This window comes from Reyranella sp., from assembly GCF_050185545.1.
Classification (GTDB): Bacteria; Pseudomonadota; Alphaproteobacteria; order Reyranellales; family Reyranellaceae; genus Reyranella.
On the sequence record NZ_JBFWZI010000038.1, the window covers coordinates 20,220 to 46,941 of the forward strand.

A 26,722-nucleotide genomic window follows, 5' to 3' on the forward strand; every position below is an offset into this window, starting at 1 on the left:
GTCCTGTTCACGCCACAGACTAGCAGATTAGCACCGTTACGACCGCGACAGGGCTCCCGCCACGAAGGCCGCCGCGAGGGCCAAGGCGCCCAGCCAGGCCCGGCCTGGGTGGGCGGCGGCGCGCGCCGACAGGCGCACGATCGACTGGCACCAGGCGGGCTTGCCGTTGATCCACACCGCCGTCAGCAGGCCGGCCACGCAGCCGATCAGGACGGCGTAGGAGACGTGGTTCAGCGCCACGCTCCAGTCGTGCCGATAGGCGGCCCAGCGCGAGAACGCCGTGGCGACGACGATGACGGCAAGCACCGCCGCGGCCGGCAGCAGCATCGGCCACAGCACGATGGGCTGGCGCTGCGGTCCCTCAGTCTCCTCGGTCTGCAACGCCGCCGCGGTGATGAACGCCATGAACCCGCCCGAGCTCAGCAGCAGGAACGCCAGTCCAGCGCTCACAGCCCGGATCCCCCAAGTGGCGGACACATCTCATGTCCCTCCCCCGTCATCGGGGGAGGTGGCCCATTGGGCCGGAGGGGGACAGCCTCAGTCCGGCCTTCTCCGACTACGACGTCGGAATCAGAAGCATCTTGTGTGCGGCCTTCCCCCTCCGCCCCGTATGACGAAGCACCTCCCCCGATGACGGGAGAGGACTGGAACATGTTCACGCCGTAGCGTTGCCCACGCCCCGTTGATCTCCATGCCATTGCCGTCACCACCACCCAAGCCTGCCCGCCATGCCGTGGGTTGTTTAGCGTCCATCGCAGCCGCGGCATAGGGGTTGTTGGCCGGCTGGCGTGAGAGGGCAAACTGTAGGCAAGATGGCGCTTTCCGGGAGGGCAGAATGCTGACATCGGGACGCGTGGTTTTCACCGACATGGAAGAGGTCCACTACGGCAAGCCGGCCGACCGCTCGGTGGCGGAGCTGGTCGAGGGCTATGGCGCCGAGCGCGTGCTGGTGATGGCGAGCGGCACGCTCAACCGCGAGACCGACGAGGTCGAGAAGGTGCGCCGCGCGCTGGGCAACAAGTGCGTCGGCACCTTCGCCAGCATGCCGGCGCACTCGCCGCGCTCGGCGGTGATCGCCGCCACCCGGCAGGCGCGCGAGGCCAGGGCCGACCTGATCGTCACCCTGGGCGGCGGCTCGATCACCGACGGCGCCAAGGCCGTCCAGCTCTGCCTCGCCAACGACATCGGAAGCGTCGAGGAGATGGATCGCCTGCGCCCGCCGAGCGAGATCAAGGCGCCGACAGTGCGCCAGATCTCGATCCCGACCACGCTGTCGGCCGGCGAGTTCTCCGGCATCGCCGGCGTCACCAACGAAGCAACCAAGGTCAAGGAGCTGTTCCGGCACCCGCTCACGATCCCACGCGCGGTCGTCCTCGACCCCGAGGTGACGCGGCACACGCCGATGTGGCTGTTCCTGTCGACCGGCATCCGCGCCGTCGATCACTGCGTCGAAGGCGTGTGCTCCAACGAATCGACCGAGTTCACCAACGCCTCGGCCCTGCACGGCCTCGCGATGCTGGCGCGCGGCCTGCCGCGCGTACTGGCCGATCCGAAGGACATGAAGGCGCGGCTCGATTGCCAGATCGGCTCGTGGCTGTCGATGGGCGGGCTGGCGGCCGGCGTGCCGATGGGCGCGAGCCACGGCATCGGCTACGTGCTGGGCGCGGTGTTCGACGTGCCGCACGGCCACACCTCCTGCATCATGCTGCCGTGGGTGATGCGCTGGAACAAGCCGGCCAATGCCGACAAGCAGGCCGCCGTCGCCGCGGCAATGGGCCATCCCGGCAAGGACGCCGGCGACGTCTTGGACCAGTTCATCGCCGGCCTCGGCATGCCGCGCACGCTCGGCGCGGTGAAGATCGGCCGCGAGCATTTCGAGCGCATCGCCAAGCAGGCGATGGGCACGCCGTGGGTGCCGCGCAATCCCCGCCCCATCTACGGGCCGGCTGAGGTGCAGGAGATCCTGACCCTCGCTGCCTGAGACCGGAGAGAAAGACCGATTGATGACCACCAGCATCGTGCCCACCAGCACGCCGTTCAACTACAACCTCGGCGTCGACTACGAGACCTGGGAGAACGGACGCACCGGGCGCAGCATCAGCGCCGACCTCGACCAGATCGGCCAGTACTTCAAGCTGGTGCGGACCTATCACGATGCGGCGGTCGGTGTGGCGCCCGGCAGCGCGCCGGTCATCGATCCGACGCAGGCCGCGGCGATCACCTACGTCGTCGGCCATCCCGGCATGCAGCTGGTCATGGGCACCAACAACAATGCGGTGGCGAGCGGCGGCTTCGGCACGGCGTGGTCGGCCGGCCTGATGACCAGCTCGACCTACACCGACCAGTGGGTGCAGATGATCATCGGCGCCTTCGGCAGCGTCGCCAACGTCGAGGCGTCGCTGGCGCTGATCCAGATCGGCAACGAGCTCGATGTCAACGGGCCGCCGCCCAACGATCCGGCCTTCCCGAGCTACCAGGGCTGGATCAACGCGGCCTTCACAAACCTCCAGACGTCGCTGGCCAGTGCCGGGCTGGGCTCGATCCCGGTGTCGACGACGATCGCCAACTATCCTGCCACGCCCTCGGCCAACCCGATCGCCTTCAACACGACGCAGCACATCATCAGCAACTGGAGCGCGGGCTGGAACGCGAACACGCCGATGGTGTTCTTCAACCAGTATACCCAGGCGGTGAGCGGAGAGCCGGCAAAGTCGACGGACTACCAGTACGACATCAACTACTTCACCGGGGTGAGCACCAGCCTGCCGGGCACCGCCGAGGTGGCGATCGGCGAGACCGGCTACTCGACCTTTTATGGGCAAGCCAACCAAGTGAACGTCTACCAGCAGATCGTGAGCTGGCTCGACGGCCAGTACACGACCTCGAACCACATGACCGTGCCGCTGTTCCTGTTCGACGCGTTCGACCAGCCGGCGATCACCAACTGGGAGGGCCAGTACGGCATTTTCTCGCAGAGCGCCACGTACCAGCCGTCGGGCCTGAAGCCGGGTCTCGCGCTGCCCGCGTGGTCGGCGACGCCGATCGACACGCAGATGGCCGGCAGCGGCAACGACGTGATGTACTCGGCCGCGCCCGACGCGAGCTTCCTGGCGGGCGCCGGCAACGACGTCGTCGTCGCCAGCGCCGGCACCAACAACCGGCTGATCTTCTGGGACGAGGCGCAGAGCTTCGCGGTGTCGATCGCGGCCGGCCAGAAGGCGCTGACGGTCCACGACAATAGCGGCGCCCACGGCACCGACAGCATCTTCAACATCCAGTTTCTGCAATACGCCGACCAGACTATCGACCTCGCCTCGCTGGTCGAGGCCGCCAACCTGCCGGCAGACAGGTTCGCGCCGGTGATCGAGCTCTACGGCGCCTATCTCGACCGCGCGCCCGATGCGACGGGCCTGCACTACTGGCTGGCCCGGTTCGGCGAGGGTATGGACCTCGCCGACATCGCGAAGAGCTTTTACACCTCGGCCGAGGCCGTCGCCCTGCGGCCAGTGATGCACAGCCCAAGCGAGCTGGTCATCGCCGCCTATCAGGACGCGCTGGGCCGTGCGCCGGACGCCGGCGGCCTCGCCTACTGGGTGGCGGAGGTTTCAGCCGGCCGCATGCCCGAGGACAAGTTGCCTTTAGCCATGGTGCTGGGCGCGCTGGCCTCCGGCGGCGGCAGCGCCGATGCGGCATTCGTCGCCAACCATGTCGCCGTCGGCGCCTACTTCGCGCTCGAGCAGGGCCTGAACGACATCGTGCAGGCGCACGCCGTGGCCGCTCTCACCGACGGCACGGCGGCCAGTGTCATCGCCGCCAATCAATTGACCGACACCTACGCCACCGCAGCCGCGACGGCCGACACCGCCGAGCTGGTGGTGACGCTGGTCGGCATCGCCAGCCAGGTCCACGTCTGACAGGACTGGAGGTGGCATAGACGCTGATACATTATTTCCGCGTCGAGCAGGCCACCTGGTGGCGTTGCCTCTCGGGGCTGGCGAAAGTCATCGAAGAATTTCTGGACGCATGTCACGCGGGCCTACCCAGCCTCGTCATGGTATCGGAACCAACCGAAGGGAAACTGCCATGACTGCCAGACTCGATCCCCTTGCCGCCGCCCCGTCGCTGATGAAGCAATGGCACCGCACCTCGCTCGCGATTGCCGCCAGCCTCGAGCCGAGCCTCGTGGCACTCGTCGAGATTCGGGCCTCCCAGATCAACGGCTGCGCCAACTGCCTCAACATGCATACGGCGTTCGCGCGCGAAAACGGCGAAACGGAGCAGCGCCTCTACTTGCTGCCGGCGTGGCGCGAAGCCCCCTGCTATACCGACCGAGAGCGCGCCGCGCTCGCCTGGACCGAGGCCATGACGCGGCTCTCCGAAGGACATGTGCACGAGAGCGCCTACGAGGACCTGAAGGGTCAATTCACGGGCGAGGAGCAGGTCAAGCTCACGTTGATGATCAACGTCATCAACGGATGGAACCGCATCGCGGTCGGCTTCGGCTACTGGGTCGAGCCGGCGGCCGTAAAGGCCATGGCCAAGGCCGCCGCTTGATGTCGAACGCAATGACCGGGGACGCAGCGGCGAGTTTCAACCCGCTGCGTCCGAAGCTTCTTCGCGTCGCCTACCGCATGCTCGGCTCCGTGGCCGACGCCGAGGACATGGTGCAGGAGGCCTTCATCCGCTGGATGAAGGCCGACCGCGCCGACGTGCGCGAGCCCGAGGCATTCCTGCGCCGCACGGTCACGCGCCTGTGTCTCGACCAGCTCAAGTCTGCGCGACACCGGCGTGAGACCTATATTGGTCCCTGGCTTCCCGATCCCATCGTTGAGGAGAAGGACGAAGAAGACGTCACCTTGCCGCTGATGCTCGCGCTGGAGCGTCTTTCTCCACTCGAGCGGGCAGCCTTTCTGCTGCACGACGTGTTCGGCCTGGAATTCGAGGAGGTCGCGGCGACCATCCAGCGCGGCCCCGCCACCTGCCGCCAGCTCGCAGCCCGTGCCCGCACCCACGTCCGCGAGGCAAGACCCCGGTTTCAGGTGGAAAAGCAACGAGGCCTCGCGCTCGCCAAAGCCTTCTACGCCGCCTCGCGCAATGGCGACATGAAGGCGCTCGCTGCGATGCTGTCGGCCGATGTCGGCCTGCACGCCGATGGCGGCGGCAAGCGTCCGGCGGCCACCCAGCCGATCCTCGGCTTCGATGCCGTCCTGAAGTTCCACGACGGTCTGGCGACCTTCTTCCGGAGGAACGGCTCGAAGCTCGTCCATACCGGTTTCGTCAGTGGATTGCCGGGATTCATCACTCTGGAAGCCGATGGCGAACTGCAGACGACCGCACTCGACATCGAGGACGAAAAAATCGCGGCCATCTACGTGGTGCGCAACCCCGACAAGCTGAAGCACCTGCACTTGCAGTAGGCGTCGGAGAGCCTACTGCCGACCAAGCCGAAGCTCATCGACGCGCAGGTCCAAGCAACGGCAGGCTGGGGCCGGCGCACCTTCCCTGAACTCCGCCGTTACACCCGCCCCTTCCGCTTCGCCACCGCCTCGGCGAGCAGGCAGAGGATCTCCCACATCATCGTCACGCCGACCAAGGCCGTGTTGCCGCTCATGTCGAACGGCGGCGAGACCTCGACCACGTCGCCGCCGACCAGGTTGAGGCCGCGCAGGCCGCGCAGCAGGCGCTGCGCCTCGTGCGGGGTGTAGCCGCCGATCTCGGGGGTGCCAGTGCCCGGCGCATAGGCCGGATCGAGGCCGTCGACGTCGAAGCTCACGTAGGTCGGGCCGCCGCCGACCACGCGGCGCGCCTCGGCGATCACCTTCTCGACGCCGAGGTCGAAATATTCCTCGATGGTGATGACGCGCATGCCCTGCTCGACCGCCCAGTCGTTGTCGTCGCGCTTGTAGAGCGAGCCGCGGATGCCGATCTGCACCGTGCGCCTGGGGTCGAGCAGCCCTTCCTCGACGGCGCGGCGGAAGGGCGTGCCATGGGTGTACTTGTAGCCGCCGAAATAGGTGTCCCAGGTGTCGCTGTGGGCGTCGAAATGCACCATGCCGAGCGGCGCCTGACCGGAGGCGATGCCGCGCATGATCGGCAGGGTGATCAGGTGATCGCCGCCGGCGGAGAGCGGCACCGCGCCGGCGGCGTGGATTTTGGCGAAGAACTTGTCGATGCGCTCGAGCGAATCGTCAACGCTTGCCGGGTTGACCGGGGCGTCGCCGAGATCGCCGCAGCGCGCCAGCTCGTAGGGCGCCACGCGTGTCACGTGATGGACGCGGCGCATCATGGTCGAAAGGTCGCGCATCTGGCGCGGGCCGTGGCGGGCGCCCGGCCGGTTGGTGGTGCCGCCGTCCCACGGCACGCCGACGATGCCGATCTCGACCTCGGCCGGGTCGCGGAACAGCGGCAGGCGCATGAAGGTGGCGACGTCGCCGAAGCGTGGCACCACCGTGCCGGCCACCGGCTGGGGAAAATCGGTCATGGCTTCAAGAGCGCCTTGCGGGCAACGACGAACTCCTCGACGGCGGCAACAAAGCGATCGGCCTCGGGCTCGCCGATCATGATGTTGAGAGCGACGAAGCCGCGCCGCGCGATCCAGATGCCGGCCGCCAGCATGTCAAAGAAGAACAGCTCCTTGGCGTCCTGGTTGCCTGACGCAATGTCGGCGGCGGTGCGAATCGGTCGCGTCGTGGCGTGCGCCGTCATCATCGAGCCGATGCCGGAGAACTGGAAGGCCACCTTCTCGCGCGCGCAGATCGCGTTCAGGCGTTCCCGGATACGTTCGCCGCGCTCGTTCAGCTCCCTGGCGGCGGCGGGCGTGTAGACCTCGCCGTAGCCGGTCGCGCCGGCCGCCATGGTGAGCGCGTTGTTGTTGAAGGTTCCGGCGTGCGGCAACGCGTCCGGCCTGGCCGGATCGAACAGCTCCATGATGTCGCGCCGCCCGCCAAAGGCGCCGAACGACATGCCGCCCCCGATGTACTTGCCGAGCGTCGTCATGTCGGGGATCACGCCGGTCTTCTCCTGCAGGCCGCCCGGCGACAGGCGCGAGGTCATCACCTCGTCGAAGATCATGGTGATGCCGCGATCCCTGGTTTCCTGGCGCACCATCTGCAGGAAGGCGAGATCGCCCGGCAGGCAGCCGTGGCTGCCCTGCATCGGCTCGAGCAGGACGGCGAACAGCTCTTCGCCGTGCTTTGCCAGCAACGCGCGCGTGCCCTCGACGTCGTTGTAGGGAGCGACGACGTACTCGTAGGGCATGTTCACCGGGCTGCCGCCGCTCACGAAGTAGAGCACGCCGCCGTGGTAGCCGCCGTGGAACACCATGACCTTGGTTGCACCCTTGCGGCCGTTGCGCTGGGCGAACACTCGGGCGCCGGCGAGCGCCATCACGTTGCCCTCGGTGCCCGAGTTGGTGAAGCGCACCAGGTCGATCGACGGCATGCGGTCAGCGATCAGCTTGGCGAGCCGCGCCTCGTTGGCGTTGCGCCCGCCGTAGTTCCAGCCGTGATCGAGCGCGCGATCGATGGCGGCGCGGATCACCGGATGGGAATGGCCGTAGATGCCGGCCGTGTACTCGCCCAACACGTCGATGTACTCGTGCCCGTCGACGTCCCACAGCCGGCAGCCCTCGCCGCGCGCCACGGTGAGCGGGAACGGCGCGTTGTGCAGCGTCGTGCGCGTATTGCCACCCGGCATCGCCTCGCAGGCGTCGTGGTGGCGTGCCAGGCTCTTCTGGTTGCGGGTGGTGTAGGCCTGGCGGGCCTCGGCGAGCGCGGAGTGCAGGTCCGAATTGACCAGAGCTTGATCGGGCACGGTTCTCTCTCCTCTGTGTGAGGACAGTATCACACCACGTTCAGCTCCCGGATAGGCCGGCCTGCGGAAAGACGTTCATATCCGAACGGCGTGAGGTCGAGCGTGCGATAGCTGCCATGCACAATCAGCTCGGCAACCGCACGGCCGATCGCCGGCGACTGCTGGATGCCGTGCCCGGAAAAGCCGGTGGCGAAGACCAGGTTTTCCATCGCCGGATGGCGCCCGACGATGCCGTTTTGATCGAAGGTATTGTACTCGTAATACCCCGCCCACGAATTCACCACCTTGGCCGCCTCGAAGGCCGGAACGCGCGCGGCCAGCACCGGCCACACCATCTCGTCCCATTCCTGGTGCTGGACTTCCAGCGGCGCGCCGCCGGGATCGTTGCCGTCGGCCGGCGTCGTGCCGCCGATATAGAAGCGGCCCTCGGGCCGGAACCAGGTGCCCGACGGATCGATGGTGAGCGGCGTCACACCGGGCGGCTCGCGCACGTCGAACACGAAGACGGATCGCCGCCGCGGCTCGACCGGCAAGGCGATGCCGGCAAGCGCCGCCACCGCGCCCGACCAGGGCCCGGCCGCCAGCACGATGGTGCGCGCGGCAAGCCGGCCGCCGTCACGCAGCACGACGAAATCTTGGGCCAGTCCCACGACCTCGTCAGCCACGTACGTCACCCCAGCCTCACGTGCCTTGCGGCGAAACGCCTGCATCAGCGCCGGCCCGTCGAACCAGCCTTCATTGGCGACGCCATGCGACGCGAGCGTCACGCCGTCCGTCGACATCCAGGGAAAGCGCCGTCGGAGGGCATCCGCGTCCAGAAGCTCGACGGCGCAACCCTCGCCCTTCTGGATCGCATGATTGGCGCGCAGCACCGCCTCGCCCGCCGTGGTGCCGAGGAACAGGTAGCCCGGCTCCTTCAGCCCGAGATCGACACCCAGCAGCTCGGGGGCACGCCGCAGCACCGAGAGGCCGTAGCGCGACAGGTGAATGTTGAGCGGCGTCGAGAATTGCTGACGTATCGAGCTCGCCGACAGCGCCGACGAGGCGCGCGCGTAGGTCGGATCCCGCTCGATCACCACCACCTTGCCGTCGAAATTGGGATCGGTTGCCAGATGCCAGGCGGTCGATGAGCCCATGACGCCGCCGCCGATGATCACTACCGGAGATGCTGAACTCAACAGACCGTCCTCGTGGCTCGTGATTGCGTGCGCTCCTCTTATGTCACGATGAACACCTCTGTCATCCTGCAGCGAAGCGCCCTCGCCGTCATCCTGGGCGCGGCGCCTGTCCTGGGCGAAGCCGAAGGAAAGGATCTCATCGCCAGCGGCAGCAGAGTGCTCCTTAGCCAACGGTGATGAGATCCTCCGCGGCGCTCAGGATGACATGAGGGAGGGCACGACGACTGAGGAGTACCGCCGCGCTTACCGAATCGCCGGTGCGCTTTGCAGCAGCTCGGCCAGAGGCTCCTTGTAGAACTTGGCCATGGCAGTGGTGCCATGACCGCGGGTGTCGGCACTGGCGGGGATGAGATGGAGGCGGCCGTTGGCGACCTGCTTCATCGCCGCCGCCATGAGGCCGGTCTCGGGCGGATTACGCTCGTCGTCCGCGGCGTTGATGGCAAGCAAGCGCGCCCTGATGCGCGCGAGCCCGGGCGAGGGATCGTAGTCGCCCGACGATTCCCACTGGTAAAGCACGTCGTTGGCATCGGCGGTGAAGGGCGCGGCGAGGCGCTGGTTCAGAAGGTTGTCGGCGGTCTCGCGCGTCGGCGCCGCCTTTTGCAGGGCGAGGTTGCCGCCGTTGGTGCCGATGGCGAAGAACACCGACGCGAACTTGGCCGAGCGCGGCTGCGTGGTGTAGTTGCCGTCCTTCCACTCCGGGTCGTTGCGGATCGAATCGATGATCAACCGCCGCATCATCCAGTTGCGGCTCGACATGGCGGTGGGCTGCGCCGCCATCGGGGCGAGCGCATCCATGAAGTCGGGATACTTCACGCCCCATAGCCAGGTGTGCATGCCGCCCATCGAGTTGCCGATCACCAGGCGGACATGCATGATTCCGAGGCCTTCGGTGAGCAGGCGATGCTGCGCGTCGACCATGTCGGCGTAGTTGTACTTCGGGAACTTGGCCTTGAGCCCGTCCGACGGCTTGGAGGATTTCCCGTGGCCGATGCCGTCGGGGAGGATGATGAAGTATTTCGTCGCATCGAGCGGCTGGCCGGCCCCGAACAGCTCGCCGGCAAAGGCCGGCGTCAGCATGCTCCTGGCCGAGCCGGTCGTGCCGTGCAGCACGAGGACGGGCTGGCCGGTGCGTTCGCCCACCGTCGTGTAGGAAAGCCGCAGCTCCGGCATGACCTCGCCGGTGTGGAACTTGAAGTCCCGCGCGATCCACTCGCCGGTACGCGGCGCTGGATAGTCAGCCGCCGACGCGGCAAGTGGTGCCGCGAGCAGCGCGAGCACCAATACGAGGACGTTTGGCAGTCTGATCTTCATGTCTTTCTCCTTCTCACCCCGGCACCCTCACCCAGCCTTCCATCAGGCGCCGCGCCGAGCGGCTCATCATGACCTTGCCGACCTGCCAGTGCTCGCCATGGCGGCGCACCTCGGCGCCGACCTTCAGCGTGCCGGAAGGGTGGCCGAAACGCACGCGGCCGTCCGCTCCCGCCGGTGCGACGCGATGCACGACAGTGCCCGGGATCGCCGCCGCGGCGGCAATGGCCACCGCCCCCGTCCCGGTCATGGCGTGGTGCAGCACGCCCATCGAGAAGATGCGGGCCAGCAGATCGATGGACTCCGCCTTCACCGCGCGGCCATCTGAGGCAGTGTAGCGGGCCGGTTTGGCGACAAAGGAGAGCTTGGGCGTGTGCGGGCGCCTGGCCGTCGCCTCCTCCGGCGTCTGCGCGTCGCCCATCATCACGGTGGCGAGCGCACGCACCGCCTCGGCGCGGGCAAGCAGCATCTTGTCGCCGTTGACGTCACCCTGCAGCTCGGTGCCCTTGAGCCCGAGGCTTGCGGCGTCGACGAACACGGTGGGGTTGCCGGCATTGATCAGCGTCGCTTCGACCTTGCCGACGCCGGGAACGTCGAGCACGTCGATGTGGTTGCCGGTCGGGAACGTGGCGCCGTTGCCACCGCCCCCGCCACCCTCGCCGTCGTCGGCCGGATCGAGGAATTCCAGCTTCACCTCGGCCGCCGGAAAGGCCACGCCATCGAGCTCGAAGTCCCCCAGCTCCTGCACCTCGCCCCCCTGCATCGGCACGTGGGCGATGATCCTCTTGGCGATATTGGCCTGCCAGATGCGCACGACGGCCTCGCCGTCGGCCGGGCCGTCGAGCAGGCCCATGCTCAGCGCGAACGGGCCGACGGCGGCGCTGAGGTTGCCGCAGTTGCCCGACCAATCTACCAGGGGTCGGTCGATCGCCACCTGGCCGAAAAGGTAATCGACATCGCAATCCGGTCGCGTCGATCTCGCCAGGATGACGACCTTGCTGGTGCTCGAGGTGGCGCCGCCCATGCCGTCGGTCTGCTTGCCGTAGCGGTCGGGGCTGCCGATCACCCGCATCAGCAGGCGGTCGCGCTCGAAGGGGTCCGCCGGCAGGTCCTCGGCGAGAAAGAAGACTCCCTTGCTGGTGCCGCCGCGCATGTAGACGGCGGGAATCCGGAGCTGCTTCATAGGCGCCTCGACAGGATGATGTCAGTTTCGGCGCAGTATAACCCCTATCCTCGCGCAATGATTGGGGATGCGACGGATGCGGGTGCTCGTGGTCGAGGACAATGGCGAGCTGGTCGCCTTGATCGCCCGGGCGCTGGAGCGCGCGGGGCTGGATGTCGACGACGCGCGCACGGTCGCCGACGCCGAAGCGTCGCTCCGCACCATGAGCTATGCCGCCGTGGTGCTCGATCTCGGCCTGCCCGACGCCGACGGCCTCAGCCTGCTCGACCTCATGCGGCGGCGGCGCGACACGACGCCTGTCCTCATCCTGACTGCACGCAGCGGCATCGGGGACCGCGTCAGGGGTCTCGACAGGGGTGCCAGCGACTACCTGGTCAAGCCATTCGCCACGGAGGAGCTGATCGCCCGCCTGCAGGCGCTGCTGCGCCGCGCGCCGGCGTCCGACGGCCATGTCCTGACGCTCGGCAACGTCGCGCTGGAAACCGCTGGCAGGCAGGCCAGCATCGCCGGCAAGCCGGTCCTGGTGCCGGCGCGGGAAGCCGACCTGCTGGAGGTTCTGATGAAGCGCAACGGCCGGCTGGTTTCACACGGGCTGCTCCGTGGTCAGGTCTTTGGCGCCGCGTCGGGCGTGTCGTCCAACGCCATCGAGGTTTATATCCATCGGCTGCGCCGCCTGCTGGCCGATGCCGGCGCCACTGTCCAGATCCACACGATCCGCGGCGCCGGATACCTGATGAAGGCCGATTCGGCCGACGCGGCGTAGCGCTCGGGCGGGCCGCCGCCCGCCGCCCAATCGATCGAGAGACGGGACCGCGCCACCAGCGATGGAACTTACTCCGCCGCAAGTGGCGCTCATAAGCGGGCGAGACGCCCGCGGTCCAGAAAAGCATGAGCGCGACTGGGGTGGCACGCCAACTGGCACGCCCGCGAGCCATGACACCCCGTATTGCCCTGGCTTGCTTGCATCGCGCAGGATGCGGTCCTCTCCACGAAAGGAACCCACATAGTGAAGATCGGCGTCTTCTCTACCTTCATGTCGCCGCTGGCGACACCCGGCATGATCCGTGATTTCGGCCGCCGCGCCGAGAGCATGGGGCTGGAGTCCATCTGGATGGGCGAGCACGTCGCCCTGTTCGACAAGAACACCTACGGCTATCCCGGCTCGAAGGATGGCCGCATTCCCGTGCCCGACGGCGGCGGCATGCTCGACGTCACGGCGACCTTCGGCTTCCTCGCCGCCGCGACGACCAAGGTGCGGCTCGGCACCGGTGTCGCGCTCGTGCCGCAGCGCAACCCGATCTACACCGCCAAGGAGATGTGCACGCTCGACTGGCTGAGCGACGGCCGCATCGATTTCGGCATCGGCGTCGGCTGGAACAAGGAGGAGGTCGAGTCCTGCGGCTATCGCTGGGAGGACCGCGGCAAGCGCTGCGACGAGTTCCTCGAGGTCATGCGCCGGCTGTGGACCGAGCCGGTCGTCGACTTCACCGGCAAGTGGGTCAAGTTCGAGACCATGCGGCTCGACCCCAAGCCGATCCAGAAGCCGCACGTGCCGATCATCGTCGGCGGCTATGCCGAGGCGGCCTTCCAGCGCGCCGTCAAGTTCGGCGCCGGCTGGTACGGATTCAATCTCGACCCGGCGCGGACCAAGGAAATGCTGGGCCGCCTCGACGCCGCCTTCGCCAAGGCCGGCCGCAAGCGCGGCAAGGACTTCCAGATCATCGTTACCCCGCCGCTCGCCATGGCCGCCGACGCCGTCCCCGCCTATGCCGACCTCGGCGTCGACCGCCTGCTGGTCAACCTCGGCAGCCAGCGCCCCGAACGCGTCGATACCCGGTTGGGCGAAATCGAAACCATGGTGAAGAAGGCGGCGTAGAATCCTCCTCCCCAGCTTCGCCGCTTCGGAGACGACACATCTCATTTCCTCCCCGTAGTCGGGGGGTAGTCGGGGGAGGAACATAAAATGAGGGATCCACTCCGAAGCGGCTTCGCTCGGAAGGAACAGGAAAGGACAAACCGAATGCCTTCACCGAAAGCCGATATCACCCTCGACGAGTTCCGTGCGTGGGCCCGCCTGGTCGGCATCGCACTCACCGAGGAGGACATCGTCGAGCTGCACAAGGGCTATCTCGGGATGATGCAGCTCGCAGCGCGCATCCCTCAGGACCGGGCGTGGGAGGCGGAAGCGGCGCATGTGTTCGCCCCCCTCCCCGGAGGCCGGCAATGAGCGAGCTGGCGTTTCTCACCATTGCTGAGGCGAGTGCGCGGCTGGCGCGAGGGGCGCTGAAGTCGGCCGACCTGGTCGAAGCCTGCCTCGCACGAATCGCGAAGCACGACGGCAAGCTCAACGCGTTCGTCACGTTGACCGCCGACCAGGCGCGGGCGGCCGCGCTGCAGGCCGATCGCGAGATCGGGCGCGGACATCGACGCGGGACGTTGCATGGCATTCCTGTGGGCATCAAGGACATCTACGAGACGGCGGGCGTGCGCACCGTTGGTGGATCGCATCTGCGTATCGATCACGTACCCTCGGTCGATGCCGAGACCGTGGCGCGCCTGCGCGCGGCGGGCGCGGTGATCATGGGCAAGCTCGCGACGCACGAGTTCGCCACCGGCGCGGCGACACCCGACCAGCCGTTTCCGCCGGCGCGCAATCCATGGATGCCGGATCGCCAGCCCGGCGGCTCGTCGAGCGGCTCGGGTGCAGCCATCGCCGCCGGCTTCTGCGCGGGGGCGATGGGCTCAGATACCAGCGGCTCGATTCGCAATCCGGCCGGCTGGTGTGCCGTCTCCGGGCTCAAGCCGACCTACGGGCTGCTGAGCCGGCGCGGCGTGTTTCCTCTGGCGCCGAGCTTCGACACGGTGGGGCCAATGGCGTGGACGGCCGAGGACTGCGCCCTGATGCTCGACGTGCTGGCGGGCCACGATCCGCTCGATCCCGCTTCGGCGCGGAGCGAACCGATGGTCTACAGCCAGAGCCTGGCGCGGCCGATCACCGGCACGCGCATCGGCCTGGTCAAGCACTGGTACGCGCACGAGAACGGCGCCAGTGCCGACATGGTGCAGGGCATCGACGAGGCGGCTCGGGTGCTGCACGGGCTGGGCTGCGTGGTCGAGGAGATCACGCTGCCGGCGCTGCTCGATTACCAGGCTTGCGCACGCTTCATCATCTCCTCCGAGACCCATTCGATCTATCGCCGCGACGTCGACCGCGAACCCCTGAAGTTCGGCTACACGACGCGACGGCGGGTACAGCTCGGCGCCTTTATCACCGCCGAGCAGTACGTCAACGCCACGCGCTTCCGGCGCAAGCTGATGCTCGACACCGAGACGGCGATGCGCGGCTACGATCTCGTCATGACGGCCAATCATTGGGGGCCGCCGGAAGGGTTCGACAATCCGCCCATGTTCCTGTTCTTCGGCAAGCCGTCCCTGCCCAATCCGTTCAACGTCACGGGCCAGCCCGCCCTCACGGTCTGCTGCGGCTTCTCGGCCGGCGGCGCGCCGCTCGCCTTCCAGCTTGCCGGTCGGGCGTTCGACGAGGCAACGGTACTGCGCGTCGGCGCCGCTTACGAGCGGGCGACGCCGTGGCGCGACAAACGGCCGGTGCTTTGAATTCCACCGCCGGTGGGTGAAGCCCACTGTGGCACATTGGTTACGGCGAATAGCCCGAAGCGGGCAGGTTCAAAAGGATGACGAGCGCGGCCACCACGACCAGTGCTATGTAGAAGGTTACCCGCGTGTAGGCCGGCATGTTTCGGGGCAGCGACACGAGCCAGAGCGCGAGAGCCAGCGCCAGCACGACGATCAGCGCAAGGACCAGTGTCACGTCGTTCCCCTGATTGTTCCAGCGGCGCGACGCGTCAGCGCCTGCGCCAGGCCTGCAGCCGGCCGAGCAGGTAGCGGTCGGCGAGCAGGTGCAGGGCCTTCACGGCGGCCGAGGTGACGACGATCACGATGCACAGCGCCGCGGCCGCCGCCGTCGCTCCGGTCTCCTCGATGTTGACTGCCGCCACCGAGGCGAGCTTGGTGTCGGGGGCGTAGAGGAAGATCACCGACGACACCGTCGTCATGGCGTTGACGAACAGGTAGATCGCGATGTCGAGGATGGCGGGCAGGCAGATCGGCGCGGTCACGCGGCTGAAAGTGCGCCACACCGGCACCTTGAGCGAGGCCGAGACCGATTCGAACTCGGGGTCGATCTGCTTAAGCGCCGTCGTCGCCGTGAGATGGCCCACCGTGTAGAAGTGCGCCACGCAATTGATCGCCAGGATGCCCATCGTGGCATAGAGGAAGTTGAGCGGATTGCCGGGGGCGTTGAAGAAAAAGATGTAGCCCAGCCCCAGCACCAGGCCGGGCACCGCCATCGGCAGGAAAGCGAGAAACTGGACGATGCCGCGCATGATGAAGAAGTCGCGCGTTCGCTCGTTCAGCCAGGCGCCGACGAACATCAGCGTCGTCCCGCCGACCGCCGCCAGGACGGCCATCTCCAGCGAGTTGAAGTACGACATCCAGCCGTTGGCGTCGAAGTTGGAGAACTCGTAATTGTCCAAGGTCAGGCTGAGATTGTACGGCCAGTACTTGATCAGGGAGCCCCACGCCGCCATGCCGAGAATCGCCAGGATGCCGATCGAGACGACGGTGCAGTAGGCGGTGAAGAGCATGTCGCGGCCGGTCTTGGGCCTCGGCACTAGCGGCACGGCGCGCGCGGTCAGCAACGCTACCTGCTTGCGCTGGACGACGCGGTCGACGACGAAGGCCAATGCGGCCGGGGCCAGCAGCACCATGCCCACCACCGCGCCCATGGAGAAGTTCTGCTGGCCGATCACCTGCTTGTAGACGTCGGTCGCCAGCACATTGAAGTTGCCGCCGATCACCTTGGCGATGCCGAAGTCGGTGATCACCAGCGTGAACACGACCAGCGCAGCGCTGATCAGGCCGTATTTGGCGCCCGGCAAGGTGACGGTGAAGAACACCCTGACTCTGGACGCGCCCAGCACGTCGGCCGCCTCGTAGAGCCGGGCATCGGCGGTGGCGAGCGCCGTCACCAGGATCAGGGTGGCGTGCGGGAAGCAGTAGAAGACCTGGGCGATCAGGATGCCGTCGAAGCCGTAGATCGGCCCGCCCAGCACGCCCTTGAAGAAGCCCTGGTTGCCGAACAGGTAGATCAGCGCCAGGCCCGGCAGCAGCGATGGCGCGAAGATCGGGATCAGCGAGATGCCCTGGAACAACCAGCGAAGCGGCAGCACAGCGCGGGTCAGGGCATAGGCGTACAGGAAGGCGAGCGGCACCACGATCAGGGTCGCTGCCGCCGCGACATGTAGCGAGTTGAGCGCCGAATCGAACAGGGCCGGCGTCGAGAAATAGGTCACGTAGTTGGCCAGGCCGACATAGGCGCCGGTCTTGTCCTCGAACCCCTTGGCGAGCAGCGACCACAACGGCAGGCCGACGATCAGCAGCAGCACGCCCGCCAGCGCAACGACGCCGGCGCGCATCACCACGTCGTCGCGCGACAGGGCAACGCGCGACCGCAGGCGCGCGGCCGGCACCTTGGCAGAAGCGGCAACAGGCGCGAAGCAGCCTTCGCGCTTTGTCACGCCGCGAACACCCGTAACCGGTCGGGCGGCAAGGCGACATCGAGCCGGGTGCCGCGCTCGACGCCGAGGTCGCGGATCAGGTTGCTCGAGAAATCGGCCATCAGGTTCACCTTCTCGGCGGCGCGAACGGAAAGAGTTGCGCGGCAGAACGAGCCGACGAAATCGAGCTCGCCAACCTCGACGGCGACACGGTTGACCACATCGGCCGGCAGGTCGCGGACGCGGACATCCTCCGGCCGGATGCAGAGCTGCACCGCCGTTCCCGGTGCCAATCCATCCTCGGCCGCGCAGGTGAACTCGTGACCGTCCACCCTGACCTTGCCGGGCGCCGACAGGGTGCCCGAAAGGAAGTTCATCGAGCCAACAAAGTCGGCGACGAACGCGGTCGCCGGTCGGCGGTAGATTTCCTGCGGCGTGCCGACCTGCTCGATGCAGCCGGCGTTCATCACTACGATACGGTCGGCCATGGTGAGCGCCTCCTCCTGGTCATGCGTGACCATGACGGTGGTGACGCCGAGGGTGCGCTGCAGCGCCTTGATCTCGTGGCGCAGGCGCAGGCGGACGCGCGCGTCGAGCGCCGACAAGGGCTCGTCGAGCAGAAGCAGGCCGGGCGAGGTCGCGAGCGCCCGGGCGAGCGCGATGCGCTGCTGTTGGCCGCCCGAAAGCTGCGCCGGATACCTGGGGCCGGCGTCGGGCAACCCGACCAGCGTCAGGAGCTCGTCGACCCGCTTGGCGATCTCCGCGCGCCCCAGCCGCCGGCTCACCAGCCCGTAGCCGACATTGTCGACGACCGAGAGGTTGGGGAACAGCGCATAGGACTGGAAGACAATGCCGAAGTCGCGCTGCGCCGGCGGCAGGGCGGAAATGTCCCGCCCCTTCTGGTGGATCGTGCCCGAGCTCTGCGGATCGAGCCCGGCGATGGCCCGCAGCAAGGTGGTCTTGCCACAGCCCGACGGTCCCAGGAAGCACACGAACTCGCCCTCGGTGACGTCGAGCGAGATGTCGTTCAGCGCCGTGAAGTCGCCGTAGCGCTTGAAGAGATTGCGGACTTCTAGATAGGCCATCGTCTTCGTCCCGAGGCCGAAGGCCACGGAGAGCCCTGTACGTCGCTTCCCCCGTCATCGGGGGAGGTGGCCCGAAGGGCCGGAGGGGAAGGGCCGCAGTCGAGCCTCCTCCGAGCCCGACGTCGGAATGTCAGAGACCTCGACTGAGGCATTCCCCCTCCGCCCCCTGCGGGGGCACCTCCCCCGACTACGGGGGAGGTTCGCAACCTGCCCGTCACTTCGCCTTGGGCGCCGACTTGCCGTCGTAGCGCTTGGACCACTCCGCCAGGATGCGATCACGGTTCTTCGCCATCCAGTCGACGTCGACCTTGGCCATCAGCTTCTCGCCATCCGCCGGGTAATTCTTCGGCATCGACTTGACCGCGGGATCGGCGACGATCGCATAGTACTTGCCGTAGAGCTCGTTGGCCTTGCGCGTGACCGCCCAGTCGGCGAGCTTCTTGGCGGCATCCAGATTCTTGGTGCCCTTCATGATGGAGGTGGCCTCCATCTCCCAGCCCAGGCCCTCCTTCGGGACGACGAGATCGATCGGCGCGCCCTTGGTCTTTTCCGAGGCACCGCGCATGTCGAAGCCGATGCCGATCAGGCGCTCGCCTTTGGCAGCCTGCACGCACGGTGCCGAGCCGGAATGGAGATACTGCGCCACGTTCTGGTGCAGCGCGTCCATGAACTTCCAGCCCGCCTCTTCGCCCATGATGGTGAGCCAGCCGGCGACGGTGAGATAGCCGGTACCGGACGACGCCGGGTTGGGCATCACGATCGAGTTCTTGTACTCGGGCTTGATCAGGTCGGCCCAACTCGCCGGCTTCGGCTTCTTGTTCTTCTCGCCCTCGGCGGTGTTGAAGCATACCACGGCAAGATAGGCGTCCATGCCGACCCAGGTGTCCGGGGTCTTGCCGCTGCGGAAGATCGGCTTCAGCTTGTCAGCTCCGGCCGGCGTGTAGGGCTCGACCATTCCCATGCTCGCCATCAGGCCGAGGCTGGAGGCCGCCAGCCCCCACACGACATCGGCTCGCGGATTGGCTTTCTCGGCAATAAGCTTGGCCGTCATGATGCCGGTCGAATCGCGCACCCAGGCGATCTCGATGGTGGGATTGTCGGCCTCGAAGGCCTTCTTGAACGGCTCGAGCTGCTCGTTCTCGATCGCCGTATAGACGGTGAGCTTGGTCTTCTGTGCGAGCGCGGTCCCCGTGCCGAACGCCATGGCGGCCAGCGCCGCGCCGCCCAACAGGACGGCCCGCCGCGTAGTTGCAATAATCCTCATGCTTGTCCCCCTGCTTCGATCACCCTCGATCGTCATCGCTACACGCACACTATGATGGTTTCGTTGCAGCGATTCACAAAACCTTAACATGGGGCTGGGGTCCGGCAAGCGCGGCATGATAGTTTGAGGATAAAAGGAGACGAAAATGGATGGCACGCCGCTCAAGGCGCGGTCGCCCCTGGCGCCCGAGCTGGCCCGCCTGGTCGCCGAGCACCGGTCCGGCGGCCCGCTGGCGCGCGAATTCTACGTGGCGCCCGATGTTTTCGACGCCGACCTGGCACGGATTTTTCATCGCCATTGGGTCTTTGCCGGGTACGCCTTCCAGGTTGCCAGGCCGGGCGACTTCTTCACCTGGCGGATCGGCAGCGAGCCGATCGTTGTCGTGCGCGATCGCGGCGGCGAGATCCGCGCCTTCCACAATGTCTGCCGGCACCGCGGCTCGATCATCTGCAAGACTGGGCACGGCAACACCAATCGCTTTGTCTGCCCCTATCACCGCTGGACCTACGAGCTCGACGGAAGCCTCGTCCTCGACAGCCAACGCGAGTTCGGCGTCGATCGGGCCTCGCTGTCGCTGCGCCCGGTGGCAATCGAGAACGCCGCCGGCCTGCTGTTCGTCTCGCTGGCCGACTCGCCGCCCGACTTCTCCGCCGCGCTCGCCACCATCCGCCACAAGATGAAGCCGCACGCGATCGAACGCGCCAGGATCGCCCACCAGGTCGACTACATCGTGAAAGCGAACTGGAAGATCGTCTTCGAAAACAATCGCGAGTGTTATCACTGCCCGCCCAACCACAAGGAGTACAATACGGCCGCCTACGACGTGCAGCGCGACCTCGCCATGCTCGACCCCAGCCAGCAGCCGGCGATGGATGCGATCGTGGCGCGCGCCAATGCCCGCTTCCGCTCCCTCGGGCTCGACGAGGGCGATGCCATGTCGACCATGACCGGGGCGTCGTGGCGCTGCCATCGCACACCGGTCATGGAAGGCTTCGTCACCCAGAGCCTGGACGGCAAGCCGCTGTCCTGCCTGATGGGCGACATAAAGGAATGGGATTCCGGCACCCTGCGGACCACGGTGTTCCCGAACTTCTGGCAGCACACCAATTGCGACTACGCCGCCGCATCGCGCCTGACGCCGATCGGGCCCAACGAGACGCATGTGCGCGGCTACTGGCTGGTCGACGAGAAGGCGGTCGAGGGCCGCGACTACACGATCGACCGCCTGATACCGATCTGGGACATCACGAACCGGCAGGACTGGACGATCTGCGAGGACCAGCAGCAGGGCGTCGGTTCGCACGCGTACGTGCCCGGTCCCTTCTCCCTTGTCCGCGAACGCAACGTCGCACACTTCCTCGACTGGTATCTGGGCGAACTGCAGGTGTGTGAGCCAGGGGCATGAGCCTGCCGACGCAAGCCCACATCGTCGTGATCGGCGGCGGTGCGGTGGGCTGTTCGATTGCCTATCACCTGGCGAAGCTCGGCCAACGCGATGTCCTGGTGCTGGAGAAGAGCGGCCTGACGCACGGCTCGACCTGGCACGCCGCCGGCCTGGTCGGGCAGCTGCGCAGCAAGCGCAACCTGACGCGCCTGATGCAGTACAGCGCCCAGCTCTACGGCAGACTGGAGGCCGAGACCGGCCAGGCGACGGAGTGGAAGCCGGTCGGCAGCCTGCGGCTCGCCTCCTCGCCCGAGCGCTGGAGCGAGCTCAAGCGCATGGCGACGACGGCAAGGAGCTTCGACTTCGAGCTGCACACGCTCGGCGCCAGGGAAGCACAGGAAAAGTTCCCGCTGATCGCGCCCGACGGCATCGTCGGCGCGGTATTCGTGCCGACCGACGGCTCGGTCGAGCCCTCCAGCCTGACCATGGCCTATGCCAAGGGCGCGCGCACCGGCGGCGTGCGTATCGTCGAGAACGTGCTGGTGACGGGCTTCGAGGCAGCCGGGCGACGCATCACCCGCGTGCTGACCGATCAGGGCGCGATCGCCTGCGAGATCGTGGTCAACGCCGCGGGCATCTGGGCGCGCGACGTCGCGCGCATGGCGGGCGTGCAGGTGCCGGCCGGCGCCGTAGAGCACCAGTACCTGATCACCGAGAAGAGCGATGCGATCCCGCAGGGCCTGCCCACGCTGCGCGATCCCGACCGCATCTTCTATCTCAAGCCCGAGCCAGGCGCCCTGGCGATCGGCGGCTGGGAACAGGGCACGCCGACCTTCGGCGCCAAGGGCGTGCCGTTCGCCTTCGGCCGCGAGCTGCTGCAGCCCAACCAGGACCGGCTGGAGCAGTTCATGCTACCGGCGGCCGAGCGCCTGCCGATTCTGAACGAGCTCGGCATCCGCACGGTGATCAATGGGCCAATCCCGATCTCGCCCGACGGCGAGCCGATCATGGGTCTCGCCCCGGAACGCGACAATTTCTACGTGGCCTGCGCCTTCACCTCGGGCATCGCCGCGTCGGGCGGTGCCGGCAAGGCAATGGCCGAATGGATCGTCGAGGGCGAGCCTGGCCTCGATCTGTGGGCCTTCGACGTGCGCCGCTTCGGCTGCCACCACATGAGCGCCAAGTATCTCGCCGAGCGCAGCGTCGACAGCTACTGGCGCTACTACCAGATCCACTATCCGATCGAGGAGCTGCACACGGCGCGCGGCGGCCGGCGCTCGCCGCTCTATCCGCTGCTTGCGGCCAGGAATGCCGTGTTCGGCTCGCGCTTCGGCTGGGAGCGCCCCAACTGGTTCGCTGCCGTCGGCAGCGAGGCGGTCGACCGTCCCTCCTTCGAGAGCCGGCCCAACTGGTTCGCCGCCGTCGGCGGCGAATGCCGCGCCGCCCGCGAACGTGCCGTGCTGATCGACCAGAGCTCGTTCTCGAAGTACGAGATCACCGGCCCCGGCGCGCTCGCCGCCTTGCAGCGGCTGGCCGCCAACGATCTCGACAAGCCTCCGGGCAGCCTGGTCTACACCCAGCTCTGCAACGAGCGCGGCGGCATCGAGGCCGACCTCACCTTTGCCCGCGTGGACGACAGGCGCTTCTACATGGTGACCGGCAGCGCCTTCGGCGTGCGCGACATGGGCTGGATCAGGAAGCACCTGCCGGCCGACGGCTCGGTGACGGTGCAGGAGCTGACATCGGCCCGCGCCACCATCAATCTCGCCGGCCCGCGCGCCCGAGACATCCTGGCGACGGTCGCCGACGGCGACGTCGACAACGCGGCCTTCCCCTACATGAGCGCGCGGAGCTTGCGGATCGGTTACGCGCCGGTTCTGGCGCTGCGCGTCACCTACCTGGGGGAGCTGGGATACGAGCTGCACCTGCCCACCGAGTACGCCGCCCACGTCTACGAGCTTCTGTGGGCTAGCGGCCAGGATTTCGGCATCGCCAACGCCGGCTACCGCGCCATCGATTCGCTACGTCTGGAAAAGCGCTACCTCTACTGGGGCGCCGACATCACTCCCGACTACACGCCCTACGAGGCCGGCCTCGGCTTCACCGTTGCGCTGAAGAAGCGTACCGACTTCATCGGCCGCGCTGCGCTCGAGAAGGCGCGCGCCATCGGCCCGCGCCGCCGCCTGATCACGCTGCTGGTCGATGCCGAAATCCAGCTCTACGGCGGCGAAGCCATCCGCCGCGACGGCAAGGTGCTGGGCGTCACCACGTCGGCCGGCTGGGGCCACACGATCGGCAAGGCCATCGCTTTCGGCTACGTCCCGGCCGAAGAGTCCAGTCACGCCGACTACGAAGTTGAAGCCTTCACCCGCCGCCACACCGCCCGCCGCATCCCCGGCGCGGCGGTCGATCCGGAACGGAAGAAGATCCTTGTGTAGGCCTTCCTCCCCAGCTTCGCTGGTGCTTCGTTGGGAAGGTGTTGCCGTTCCTACAGCGACGGAGGTCATGAATCTTCCGGACCGCGGGCGTCTCGCCCGCTCTTCGACATGAGCGGGCGGGACGTCCGCGGTCCGCCTGAGCTACGAGAGCGCCGCGATCTGTCTCCATCTGGTGGACAGTCATCCGGAAAAAGACCTGGCGCCAACACAGGGAAACGTGCAGCGGCCGCACTTCTACAAGTGGCTGATGTGGCTCGCGACGACGTTGCATCCGGCTGTCTCGATGTACCTTCACCCCGGCAAATGGGGAAGCAGCCCGGAAACGCTCGCCGAGCCGAGATCGTCCGCCGAGGCGAAGGTGGCCGACATGCTTGACATCCTCGACGGCACGCTGGAAGCCAATTGCGGTCCCTGGCTCCTCGGAGAATCCCATTCGGCCATCGACGCGTACGCTCTGACGCTTTGTCGCTGGACGGACGGGATGCCGCGTCCGGAAGCGAGCTGGCCGCATTTCGGAGCACATGCGCGGCGCGTCCTCGAGCAGCCTGCCGTCATGCGCGCCGTTCGTCAGGAGCACCGTTCTGAATCCTGGATTTAGTGGCTGCGTCCGTTGGGATGAGCCATCCGGCGCTAGGAGGAGCGCTCCTTGCCCAGCGTCTCGGCAACGGCGCTGAGCCAGCGGCGGATCACGCGCTCGTCGTCGCGACCGACCAGGTCGGCGATGCGGTCCTCGATCGCGTGCACGCGAGCGCGGCAGCGTTTGAGCAGGGCCCGGCCGCTGGCCGTCACCGCGAGCTGGAGAATGCGGCCGTGCACGGCGTGCGCCGACTTCTCGATGGCGCCCGCCTTCTCGAGGTTGCGCACGATGACGTTGATGGTCTGCGGCGTTAGGAAGGTGAGCCGCGCCAGGTCCGCACCCGAGACGCCGGGATAGGCCGCGATCATCGTGAGCACGGCGAACTGCGGCACCGTCACGTCGAGGTCGGCCAGCGCCTTCTCCATCGCCGCACGCACCGCGACGTTGGCTTGGCGCACCAGGTAGGCGAGATGCCCTTCCGGCCCGCGCCTGCCCTCGCCCGGTTGCGGAATGGCGGCTCCCGTCTTGCGACTCATATCAGCCTTCTTATATGATATCAGAATTCGAATATCAAAGGTCTTGCCATGGACGAAACCCTCGCCAACCTGATCCGCCGCCATCTGCAGGCCGAGAATGCCCAGGACCTGCCGGCCACGCTCGCCACGCTGCACCCGGACTGCCGCTTCGACGATTTCGCCACCGGGCAGACCTGGCACGGCCACGAGGGCGCAACCGCCCACTACCGGCAATGGTGGACCACCTTCGATGTCGAGGTAAAGCGGGGGCCAGGGCAAGGCGCGCACTGGACGACCGACGGTCTCTACGTCGCCACGGCGACCTGGCACGGCCGCCACGTCGGCCCCTTCCTCGGCCTCGAGCCGACCGGTCGGCCGATCGTGCAGCCCTTTCTGGTGATTCTCGCGTTCAAGGACGGGCTGATGTCGGCCGAGCGCTTCCACTACGACCTGGCGTCGCTCCTGCGCCAGATCGGCGCCGATCCGATTCCCGCTCTTTCAAGTCTTTCCTACCGGTCCGGATAGCGCCGAGGTATGGGAGCACAGGGCTGCAGTCTCCCGGCCTCCCCAGGCTCCTTGCTGAGCGTCGGACCTCGTGGAACGCGCCCGAAGCGCCGCCTTCAAGCCCTCGATCCGCCCGCCTTCCTGAACACCTTCCCGAGTTCCGGCGCTCCTCCTGTGGGACACGCGGAATGCCGCAATTCCGTCCACTTGGCTGGTTAGGCAAGCTGAAAGGTCCTGGCGTGCAAAGATCGCCTGTCTCCGCCCCTGGGAGTTGCCGATGGCCGAACCTGATAGGCATGCGAAATTGCTTCGGAGTGCGGGTTTGGCGCTGTTGCTGCTCGTCACGTTGGGCGCCTGTGCAACGGTGCCGATGGCAAGCACGCAAGAGGATCAGGAGGCGAAGCGCTTCGATCGGCCGGCGCCGGACAAAGGTGCCCTCTATATATACCGGTCCGGCTGGATGGGATCCGCCCGCGCGATCGATGTGGCTATCGTCGGCGGCGCCACGGCCGAGCTCGCGACTAATACCTACCTGCGTCTCGAGGGGCCGCCCGGTGCAATCGGGATCGATTGTCGATATGGTGACAAGACGAGTGGCGGCCAGGTCCAGATCACCGACGGTCAGACGCGCTATGTCGAGGTCTCGGTTAAAGTCGGCTTGTGGATGCCGGGTTGCGAGATCGCGGAAGTATCCCCCGATCAGGGGCGTGCCGCCGTCCTCGCCTCCCGGCGCGTCGCGATCCAGTGACTGACATCGCGACAGGCCATGGCCCAATGGCCAGGCAAGCCGGTCCTGCCGATCGGAGCGGCTCGTCGGGTCCGACGAGCAATGAGGGGCCAGGATTGAACATCGCGTTGGGATTGCCGCGTTCGGCCGCCTGCCGCCACAGGCTGCGGAATTACTCGACGTCGCGCGGCACGCCTTTGCCTTCGAAATGCAGGATGCCGAGGTTGTTGAGGCCGCGCGGATCACCCGACATGGCAGCCCGACAGAACTAATGTACCGCCTCGCCGACATTCGCCTTCACGCCCGTGCCGAACCGGTATTTGTAGCCGACTGCGTTCATGCCTTCGGCGTTGCCCTACCGTGCCGACAGCAGATAGAGCCGCAGGGCTTCCTCCTGATTGATCGGTACGCCGTGCCCACACGCGTACAGGTAGCCGAGATTGACCTGCGCATCTGAATCACCGGCATCCGAGGCCGCCTTCAATAGGCGGTATGCCGTTGCAGTATCACCCTTGTCGTAGGCGCGAACGCCGGCTTCGGTCGATGCACCGACTTCCTGTGCTGCCTCATCTTCCCGGATTGGAGAACACCATCGCCTCGTCGTGCAGCGAGCCGAAGCGCAGGCTCAGGAGATCGAGCACGTAGTTCTGGTGGAGCTTCCACGGCCGGCGCGAGCCCTGTTTGGGCGCCTGCGCCAGCGCGCGCTGGATGTAGCCGGAGGAGAAGTCGACCCACGGCTCGGCCTCGAGCGTCGGATCGGCATTGCGCGGCGTACACTGGCGAAAGCCGTGGCGATCCATGTGGTTCAGCAGCCGGCAGACATATTCGCACACCAGGTCGGCCTTCAGCGTCCATGAGGCGTTGGTGTAGCCGAACACCGAGGCGAGATTGGGCACGTCGCTGTACATCATGCCCTTGTAGAGAAAGGTCCGCGCCGGATCGACGGCGTGATCGTCGATTGTGAGCCTGACGCCACCCAGCGGGATCAGCACCAACCCGGTCGCCGTCACGATCAGGTCGGCCGCGAGCTCTGCGCCGGATCTCAGCTTCAGGCCGGTCTCGGTGAAGGTCTCGATATGATCGGTGACAATCGAGACCTTGCCGGCGCGGATGGCGCGGAAGAAATCCGCGTCTGGCACCAGGCAGAGCCGCTGGTCCCACGGCCTGTAGC

Annotated in this window: 25 protein-coding genes and 1 pseudogene; 13 read left to right on the forward strand and 13 right to left on the reverse strand. The window is 67.1% G+C overall.

The features are described from left to right. Positions 1-36: 36 nt before the first annotated feature. A complete protein-coding gene (locus AB7O82_RS13225; protein WP_428544923.1) occupies positions 37-450 on the reverse strand; it encodes a hypothetical protein in 414 nt (137 codons plus the stop codon). 388 nt (positions 451-838) lie between these two features. On the opposite strand from AB7O82_RS13225, the gene AB7O82_RS13230 reads away from it, so the two are divergent. From AB7O82_RS13230 to AB7O82_RS13245, 4 genes are all read left to right on the forward strand, one after another. After that, a complete protein-coding gene (locus tag AB7O82_RS13230) occupies positions 839-1,981 on the forward strand; it encodes an iron-containing alcohol dehydrogenase (RefSeq protein WP_428544938.1) in 1,143 nt (380 codons plus the stop codon). A 22-nt stretch (positions 1,982-2,003) separates the two neighbouring features. Beyond that, the gene (locus AB7O82_RS13235; RefSeq protein WP_428544920.1) at positions 2,004-3,914 is read left to right on the forward strand and encodes a DUF4214 domain-containing protein; all 1,911 of its coding nucleotides are present in this window, start codon (positions 2,004-2,006) and stop codon (positions 3,912-3,914) included. 169 nt (positions 3,915-4,083) lie between these two features. After that, positions 4,084-4,554: a carboxymuconolactone decarboxylase family protein gene (locus tag AB7O82_RS13240; RefSeq protein WP_428544917.1), complete on the forward strand. Its 471-nt coding sequence runs from the start codon at positions 4,084-4,086 to the stop codon at positions 4,552-4,554. Next, positions 4,554-5,417 (forward strand): sigma-70 family RNA polymerase sigma factor, encoded by an 864-nt coding sequence (locus AB7O82_RS13245; protein ID WP_428544935.1) that lies wholly within the window; start codon positions 4,554-4,556, stop codon positions 5,415-5,417. The genes AB7O82_RS13240 and AB7O82_RS13245 overlap by 1 nt, the downstream gene beginning before the upstream one ends. A 98-nt stretch (positions 5,418-5,515) precedes the next feature. On the opposite strand, the gene speB is transcribed toward AB7O82_RS13245, so the two are convergent. The 5 genes from speB to prpF form a co-directional block, all read right to left on the reverse strand. After that, positions 5,516-6,481, reverse strand: a complete 966-nt coding sequence (gene speB / locus AB7O82_RS13250; protein WP_428544914.1) for an agmatinase — start codon at positions 6,479-6,481, stop codon at positions 5,516-5,518. Continuing rightward, positions 6,478-7,812, reverse strand: coding sequence for an aspartate aminotransferase family protein (locus tag AB7O82_RS13255; protein ID WP_428544911.1), 1,335 nt, complete (start codon positions 7,810-7,812; stop codon positions 6,478-6,480). Before AB7O82_RS13255 ends, speB begins: the two co-directional genes overlap by 4 nt. 29 nt (positions 7,813-7,841) lie before the next feature. Continuing rightward, positions 7,842-8,990 (reverse strand): NAD(P)/FAD-dependent oxidoreductase, encoded by a 1,149-nt coding sequence (locus tag AB7O82_RS13260; RefSeq protein ID WP_428544908.1) that lies wholly within the window; start codon positions 8,988-8,990, stop codon positions 7,842-7,844. Positions 8,991-9,233: 243 nt separating this feature from the next. After that, positions 9,234-10,301: an alpha/beta fold hydrolase gene (locus AB7O82_RS13265; RefSeq protein ID WP_428544906.1), complete on the reverse strand. Its 1,068-nt coding sequence runs from the start codon at positions 10,299-10,301 to the stop codon at positions 9,234-9,236. Positions 10,302-10,314: 13 nt separating this feature from the next. After that, a complete protein-coding gene (gene prpF, locus AB7O82_RS13270; protein ID WP_428544903.1) occupies positions 10,315-11,481 on the reverse strand; it encodes a 2-methylaconitate cis-trans isomerase PrpF in 1,167 nt (388 codons plus the stop codon). A 76-nt stretch (positions 11,482-11,557) separates the two neighbouring features. Here prpF and AB7O82_RS13275 point away from each other — a divergent pair, with 76 nt between their 5' ends. From AB7O82_RS13275 to AB7O82_RS13290, 4 genes are all read left to right on the forward strand, one after another. Beyond that, complete coding sequence (locus AB7O82_RS13275) at positions 11,558-12,244, forward strand: response regulator (protein WP_428544900.1); 687 nt, start codon at positions 11,558-11,560, stop codon at positions 12,242-12,244. Positions 12,245-12,487: 243 nt separating this feature from the next. Continuing rightward, on the forward strand, positions 12,488-13,357 hold the full coding sequence (locus AB7O82_RS13280) for an LLM class F420-dependent oxidoreductase (RefSeq protein ID WP_428544897.1): 870 nt from the start codon (positions 12,488-12,490) through the stop codon (positions 13,355-13,357). A 144-nt stretch (positions 13,358-13,501) separates the two neighbouring features. Further along, a complete protein-coding gene (locus AB7O82_RS13285; RefSeq protein ID WP_428544894.1) occupies positions 13,502-13,708 on the forward strand; it encodes a hypothetical protein in 207 nt (68 codons plus the stop codon). Next, the gene (locus AB7O82_RS13290) at positions 13,705-15,096 is read left to right on the forward strand and encodes an amidase (protein WP_428544891.1); all 1,392 of its coding nucleotides are present in this window, start codon (positions 13,705-13,707) and stop codon (positions 15,094-15,096) included. The genes AB7O82_RS13285 and AB7O82_RS13290 overlap by 4 nt, the downstream gene beginning before the upstream one ends. 40 nt (positions 15,097-15,136) lie before the next feature. Here the strand turns inward: AB7O82_RS13290 and AB7O82_RS13295 are convergent, their stop codons facing one another. The 4 genes from AB7O82_RS13295 to AB7O82_RS13310 all read right to left on the reverse strand — a co-directional run bounded on the left by AB7O82_RS13295 (position 15,137) and on the right by AB7O82_RS13310 (position 19,346). After that, positions 15,137-15,310, reverse strand: a complete 174-nt coding sequence (locus tag AB7O82_RS13295) for a hypothetical protein (protein WP_428544888.1) — start codon at positions 15,308-15,310, stop codon at positions 15,137-15,139. A gap of 34 nt (positions 15,311-15,344) precedes the next feature. Continuing rightward, positions 15,345-17,078, reverse strand: a complete 1,734-nt coding sequence (locus tag AB7O82_RS13300) for a putative 2-aminoethylphosphonate ABC transporter permease subunit (protein WP_428544885.1) — start codon at positions 17,076-17,078, stop codon at positions 15,345-15,347. Beyond that, positions 17,075-18,142, reverse strand: a complete 1,068-nt coding sequence (locus AB7O82_RS13305; RefSeq protein WP_428619545.1) for a putative 2-aminoethylphosphonate ABC transporter ATP-binding protein — start codon at positions 18,140-18,142, stop codon at positions 17,075-17,077. Before AB7O82_RS13305 ends, AB7O82_RS13300 begins: the two co-directional genes overlap by 4 nt. Positions 18,143-18,356: 214 nt before the next feature. After that, a complete protein-coding gene (locus tag AB7O82_RS13310; protein ID WP_428544932.1) occupies positions 18,357-19,346 on the reverse strand; it encodes a putative 2-aminoethylphosphonate ABC transporter substrate-binding protein in 990 nt (329 codons plus the stop codon). Positions 19,347-19,551: 205 nt separating this feature from the next. Here AB7O82_RS13310 and AB7O82_RS13315 point away from each other — a divergent pair, with 205 nt between their 5' ends. The 3 genes from AB7O82_RS13315 to AB7O82_RS13325 all read left to right on the forward strand — a co-directional run bounded on the left by AB7O82_RS13315 (position 19,552) and on the right by AB7O82_RS13325 (position 23,826). Beyond that, complete coding sequence (locus AB7O82_RS13315) at positions 19,552-20,811, forward strand: aromatic ring-hydroxylating oxygenase subunit alpha (protein WP_428544879.1); 1,260 nt, start codon at positions 19,552-19,554, stop codon at positions 20,809-20,811. Beyond that, on the forward strand, positions 20,808-23,228 hold the full coding sequence (locus tag AB7O82_RS13320) for a GcvT family protein (protein ID WP_428619546.1): 2,421 nt from the start codon (positions 20,808-20,810) through the stop codon (positions 23,226-23,228). The genes AB7O82_RS13315 and AB7O82_RS13320 overlap by 4 nt, the downstream gene beginning before the upstream one ends. Before the next feature lie 172 nt (positions 23,229-23,400). Further along, complete coding sequence (locus AB7O82_RS13325) at positions 23,401-23,826, forward strand: hypothetical protein (RefSeq protein WP_428544873.1); 426 nt, start codon at positions 23,401-23,403, stop codon at positions 23,824-23,826. A gap of 32 nt (positions 23,827-23,858) precedes the next feature. Here AB7O82_RS13325 and AB7O82_RS13330 read toward each other — a convergent pair whose 3' ends face one another. Then, a complete protein-coding gene (locus AB7O82_RS13330; protein WP_428544870.1) occupies positions 23,859-24,341 on the reverse strand; it encodes a MarR family winged helix-turn-helix transcriptional regulator in 483 nt (160 codons plus the stop codon). A gap of 48 nt (positions 24,342-24,389) precedes the next feature. On the opposite strand from AB7O82_RS13330, the gene AB7O82_RS13335 reads away from it, so the two are divergent. Both AB7O82_RS13335 and AB7O82_RS13340 read left to right on the forward strand, forming a co-directional pair. Further along, positions 24,390-24,845 (forward strand): ester cyclase, encoded by a 456-nt coding sequence (locus AB7O82_RS13335; RefSeq protein ID WP_428619549.1) that lies wholly within the window; start codon positions 24,390-24,392, stop codon positions 24,843-24,845. A gap of 301 nt (positions 24,846-25,146) precedes the next feature. Then, positions 25,147-25,572, forward strand: coding sequence for a hypothetical protein (locus AB7O82_RS13340; protein WP_428619551.1), 426 nt, complete (start codon positions 25,147-25,149; stop codon positions 25,570-25,572). Between the two features lie 334 nt (positions 25,573-25,906). On the opposite strand, the gene AB7O82_RS13345 is transcribed toward AB7O82_RS13340, so the two are convergent. Continuing rightward, positions 25,907-26,035, reverse strand: a complete 129-nt coding sequence (locus tag AB7O82_RS13345; protein WP_428619554.1) for a hypothetical protein — start codon at positions 26,033-26,035, stop codon at positions 25,907-25,909. Between the two features lie 82 nt (positions 26,036-26,117). Further along, a pseudogene (locus tag AB7O82_RS13350) lies at positions 26,118-26,722 on the reverse strand (FAD-containing monooxygenase EthA); the annotation flags it as partial.

Bases quoted from the DNA above. Each gene is read 5' to 3' on its own strand.
- AB7O82_RS13235 (WP_428544920.1), top strand. From the start codon at position 2,004: ATGACCACCAGCATCGTGCCCACCAGCACGCCGTTCAACTACAACCTC.
- AB7O82_RS13240 (WP_428544917.1), top strand. From the start codon at position 4,084: ATGACTGCCAGACTCGATCCCCTTGCCGCCGCCCCGTCGCTGATGAAG.
- AB7O82_RS13245 (WP_428544935.1), top strand. From the start codon at position 4,554: ATGTCGAACGCAATGACCGGGGACGCAGCGGCGAGTTTCAACCCGCTG.
- speB (WP_428544914.1), bottom strand. From the start codon at position 6,481: ATGACCGATTTTCCCCAGCCGGTGGCCGGCACGGTGGTGCCACGCTTC.
- AB7O82_RS13265 (WP_428544906.1), bottom strand. From the start codon at position 10,301: ATGAAGATCAGACTGCCAAACGTCCTCGTATTGGTGCTCGCGCTGCTC.
- prpF (WP_428544903.1), bottom strand. From the start codon at position 11,481: ATGAAGCAGCTCCGGATTCCCGCCGTCTACATGCGCGGCGGCACCAGC.
- AB7O82_RS13275 (WP_428544900.1), top strand. From the start codon at position 11,558: ATGCGGGTGCTCGTGGTCGAGGACAATGGCGAGCTGGTCGCCTTGATC.
- AB7O82_RS13285 (WP_428544894.1), top strand. From the start codon at position 13,502: ATGCCTTCACCGAAAGCCGATATCACCCTCGACGAGTTCCGTGCGTGG.
- AB7O82_RS13290 (WP_428544891.1), top strand. From the start codon at position 13,705: ATGAGCGAGCTGGCGTTTCTCACCATTGCTGAGGCGAGTGCGCGGCTG.
- AB7O82_RS13305 (WP_428619545.1), bottom strand. From the start codon at position 18,142: ATGGCCTATCTAGAAGTCCGCAATCTCTTCAAGCGCTACGGCGACTTC.
- AB7O82_RS13310 (WP_428544932.1), bottom strand. From the start codon at position 19,346: ATGGCGTTCGGCACGGGGACCGCGCTCGCACAGAAGACCAAGCTCACC.
- AB7O82_RS13315 (WP_428544879.1), top strand. From the start codon at position 19,552: ATGGATGGCACGCCGCTCAAGGCGCGGTCGCCCCTGGCGCCCGAGCTG.
- AB7O82_RS13320 (WP_428619546.1), top strand. From the start codon at position 20,808: ATGAGCCTGCCGACGCAAGCCCACATCGTCGTGATCGGCGGCGGTGCG.
- AB7O82_RS13330 (WP_428544870.1), bottom strand. From the start codon at position 24,341: ATGAGTCGCAAGACGGGAGCCGCCATTCCGCAACCGGGCGAGGGCAGG.
- AB7O82_RS13335 (WP_428619549.1), top strand. From the start codon at position 24,390: ATGGACGAAACCCTCGCCAACCTGATCCGCCGCCATCTGCAGGCCGAG.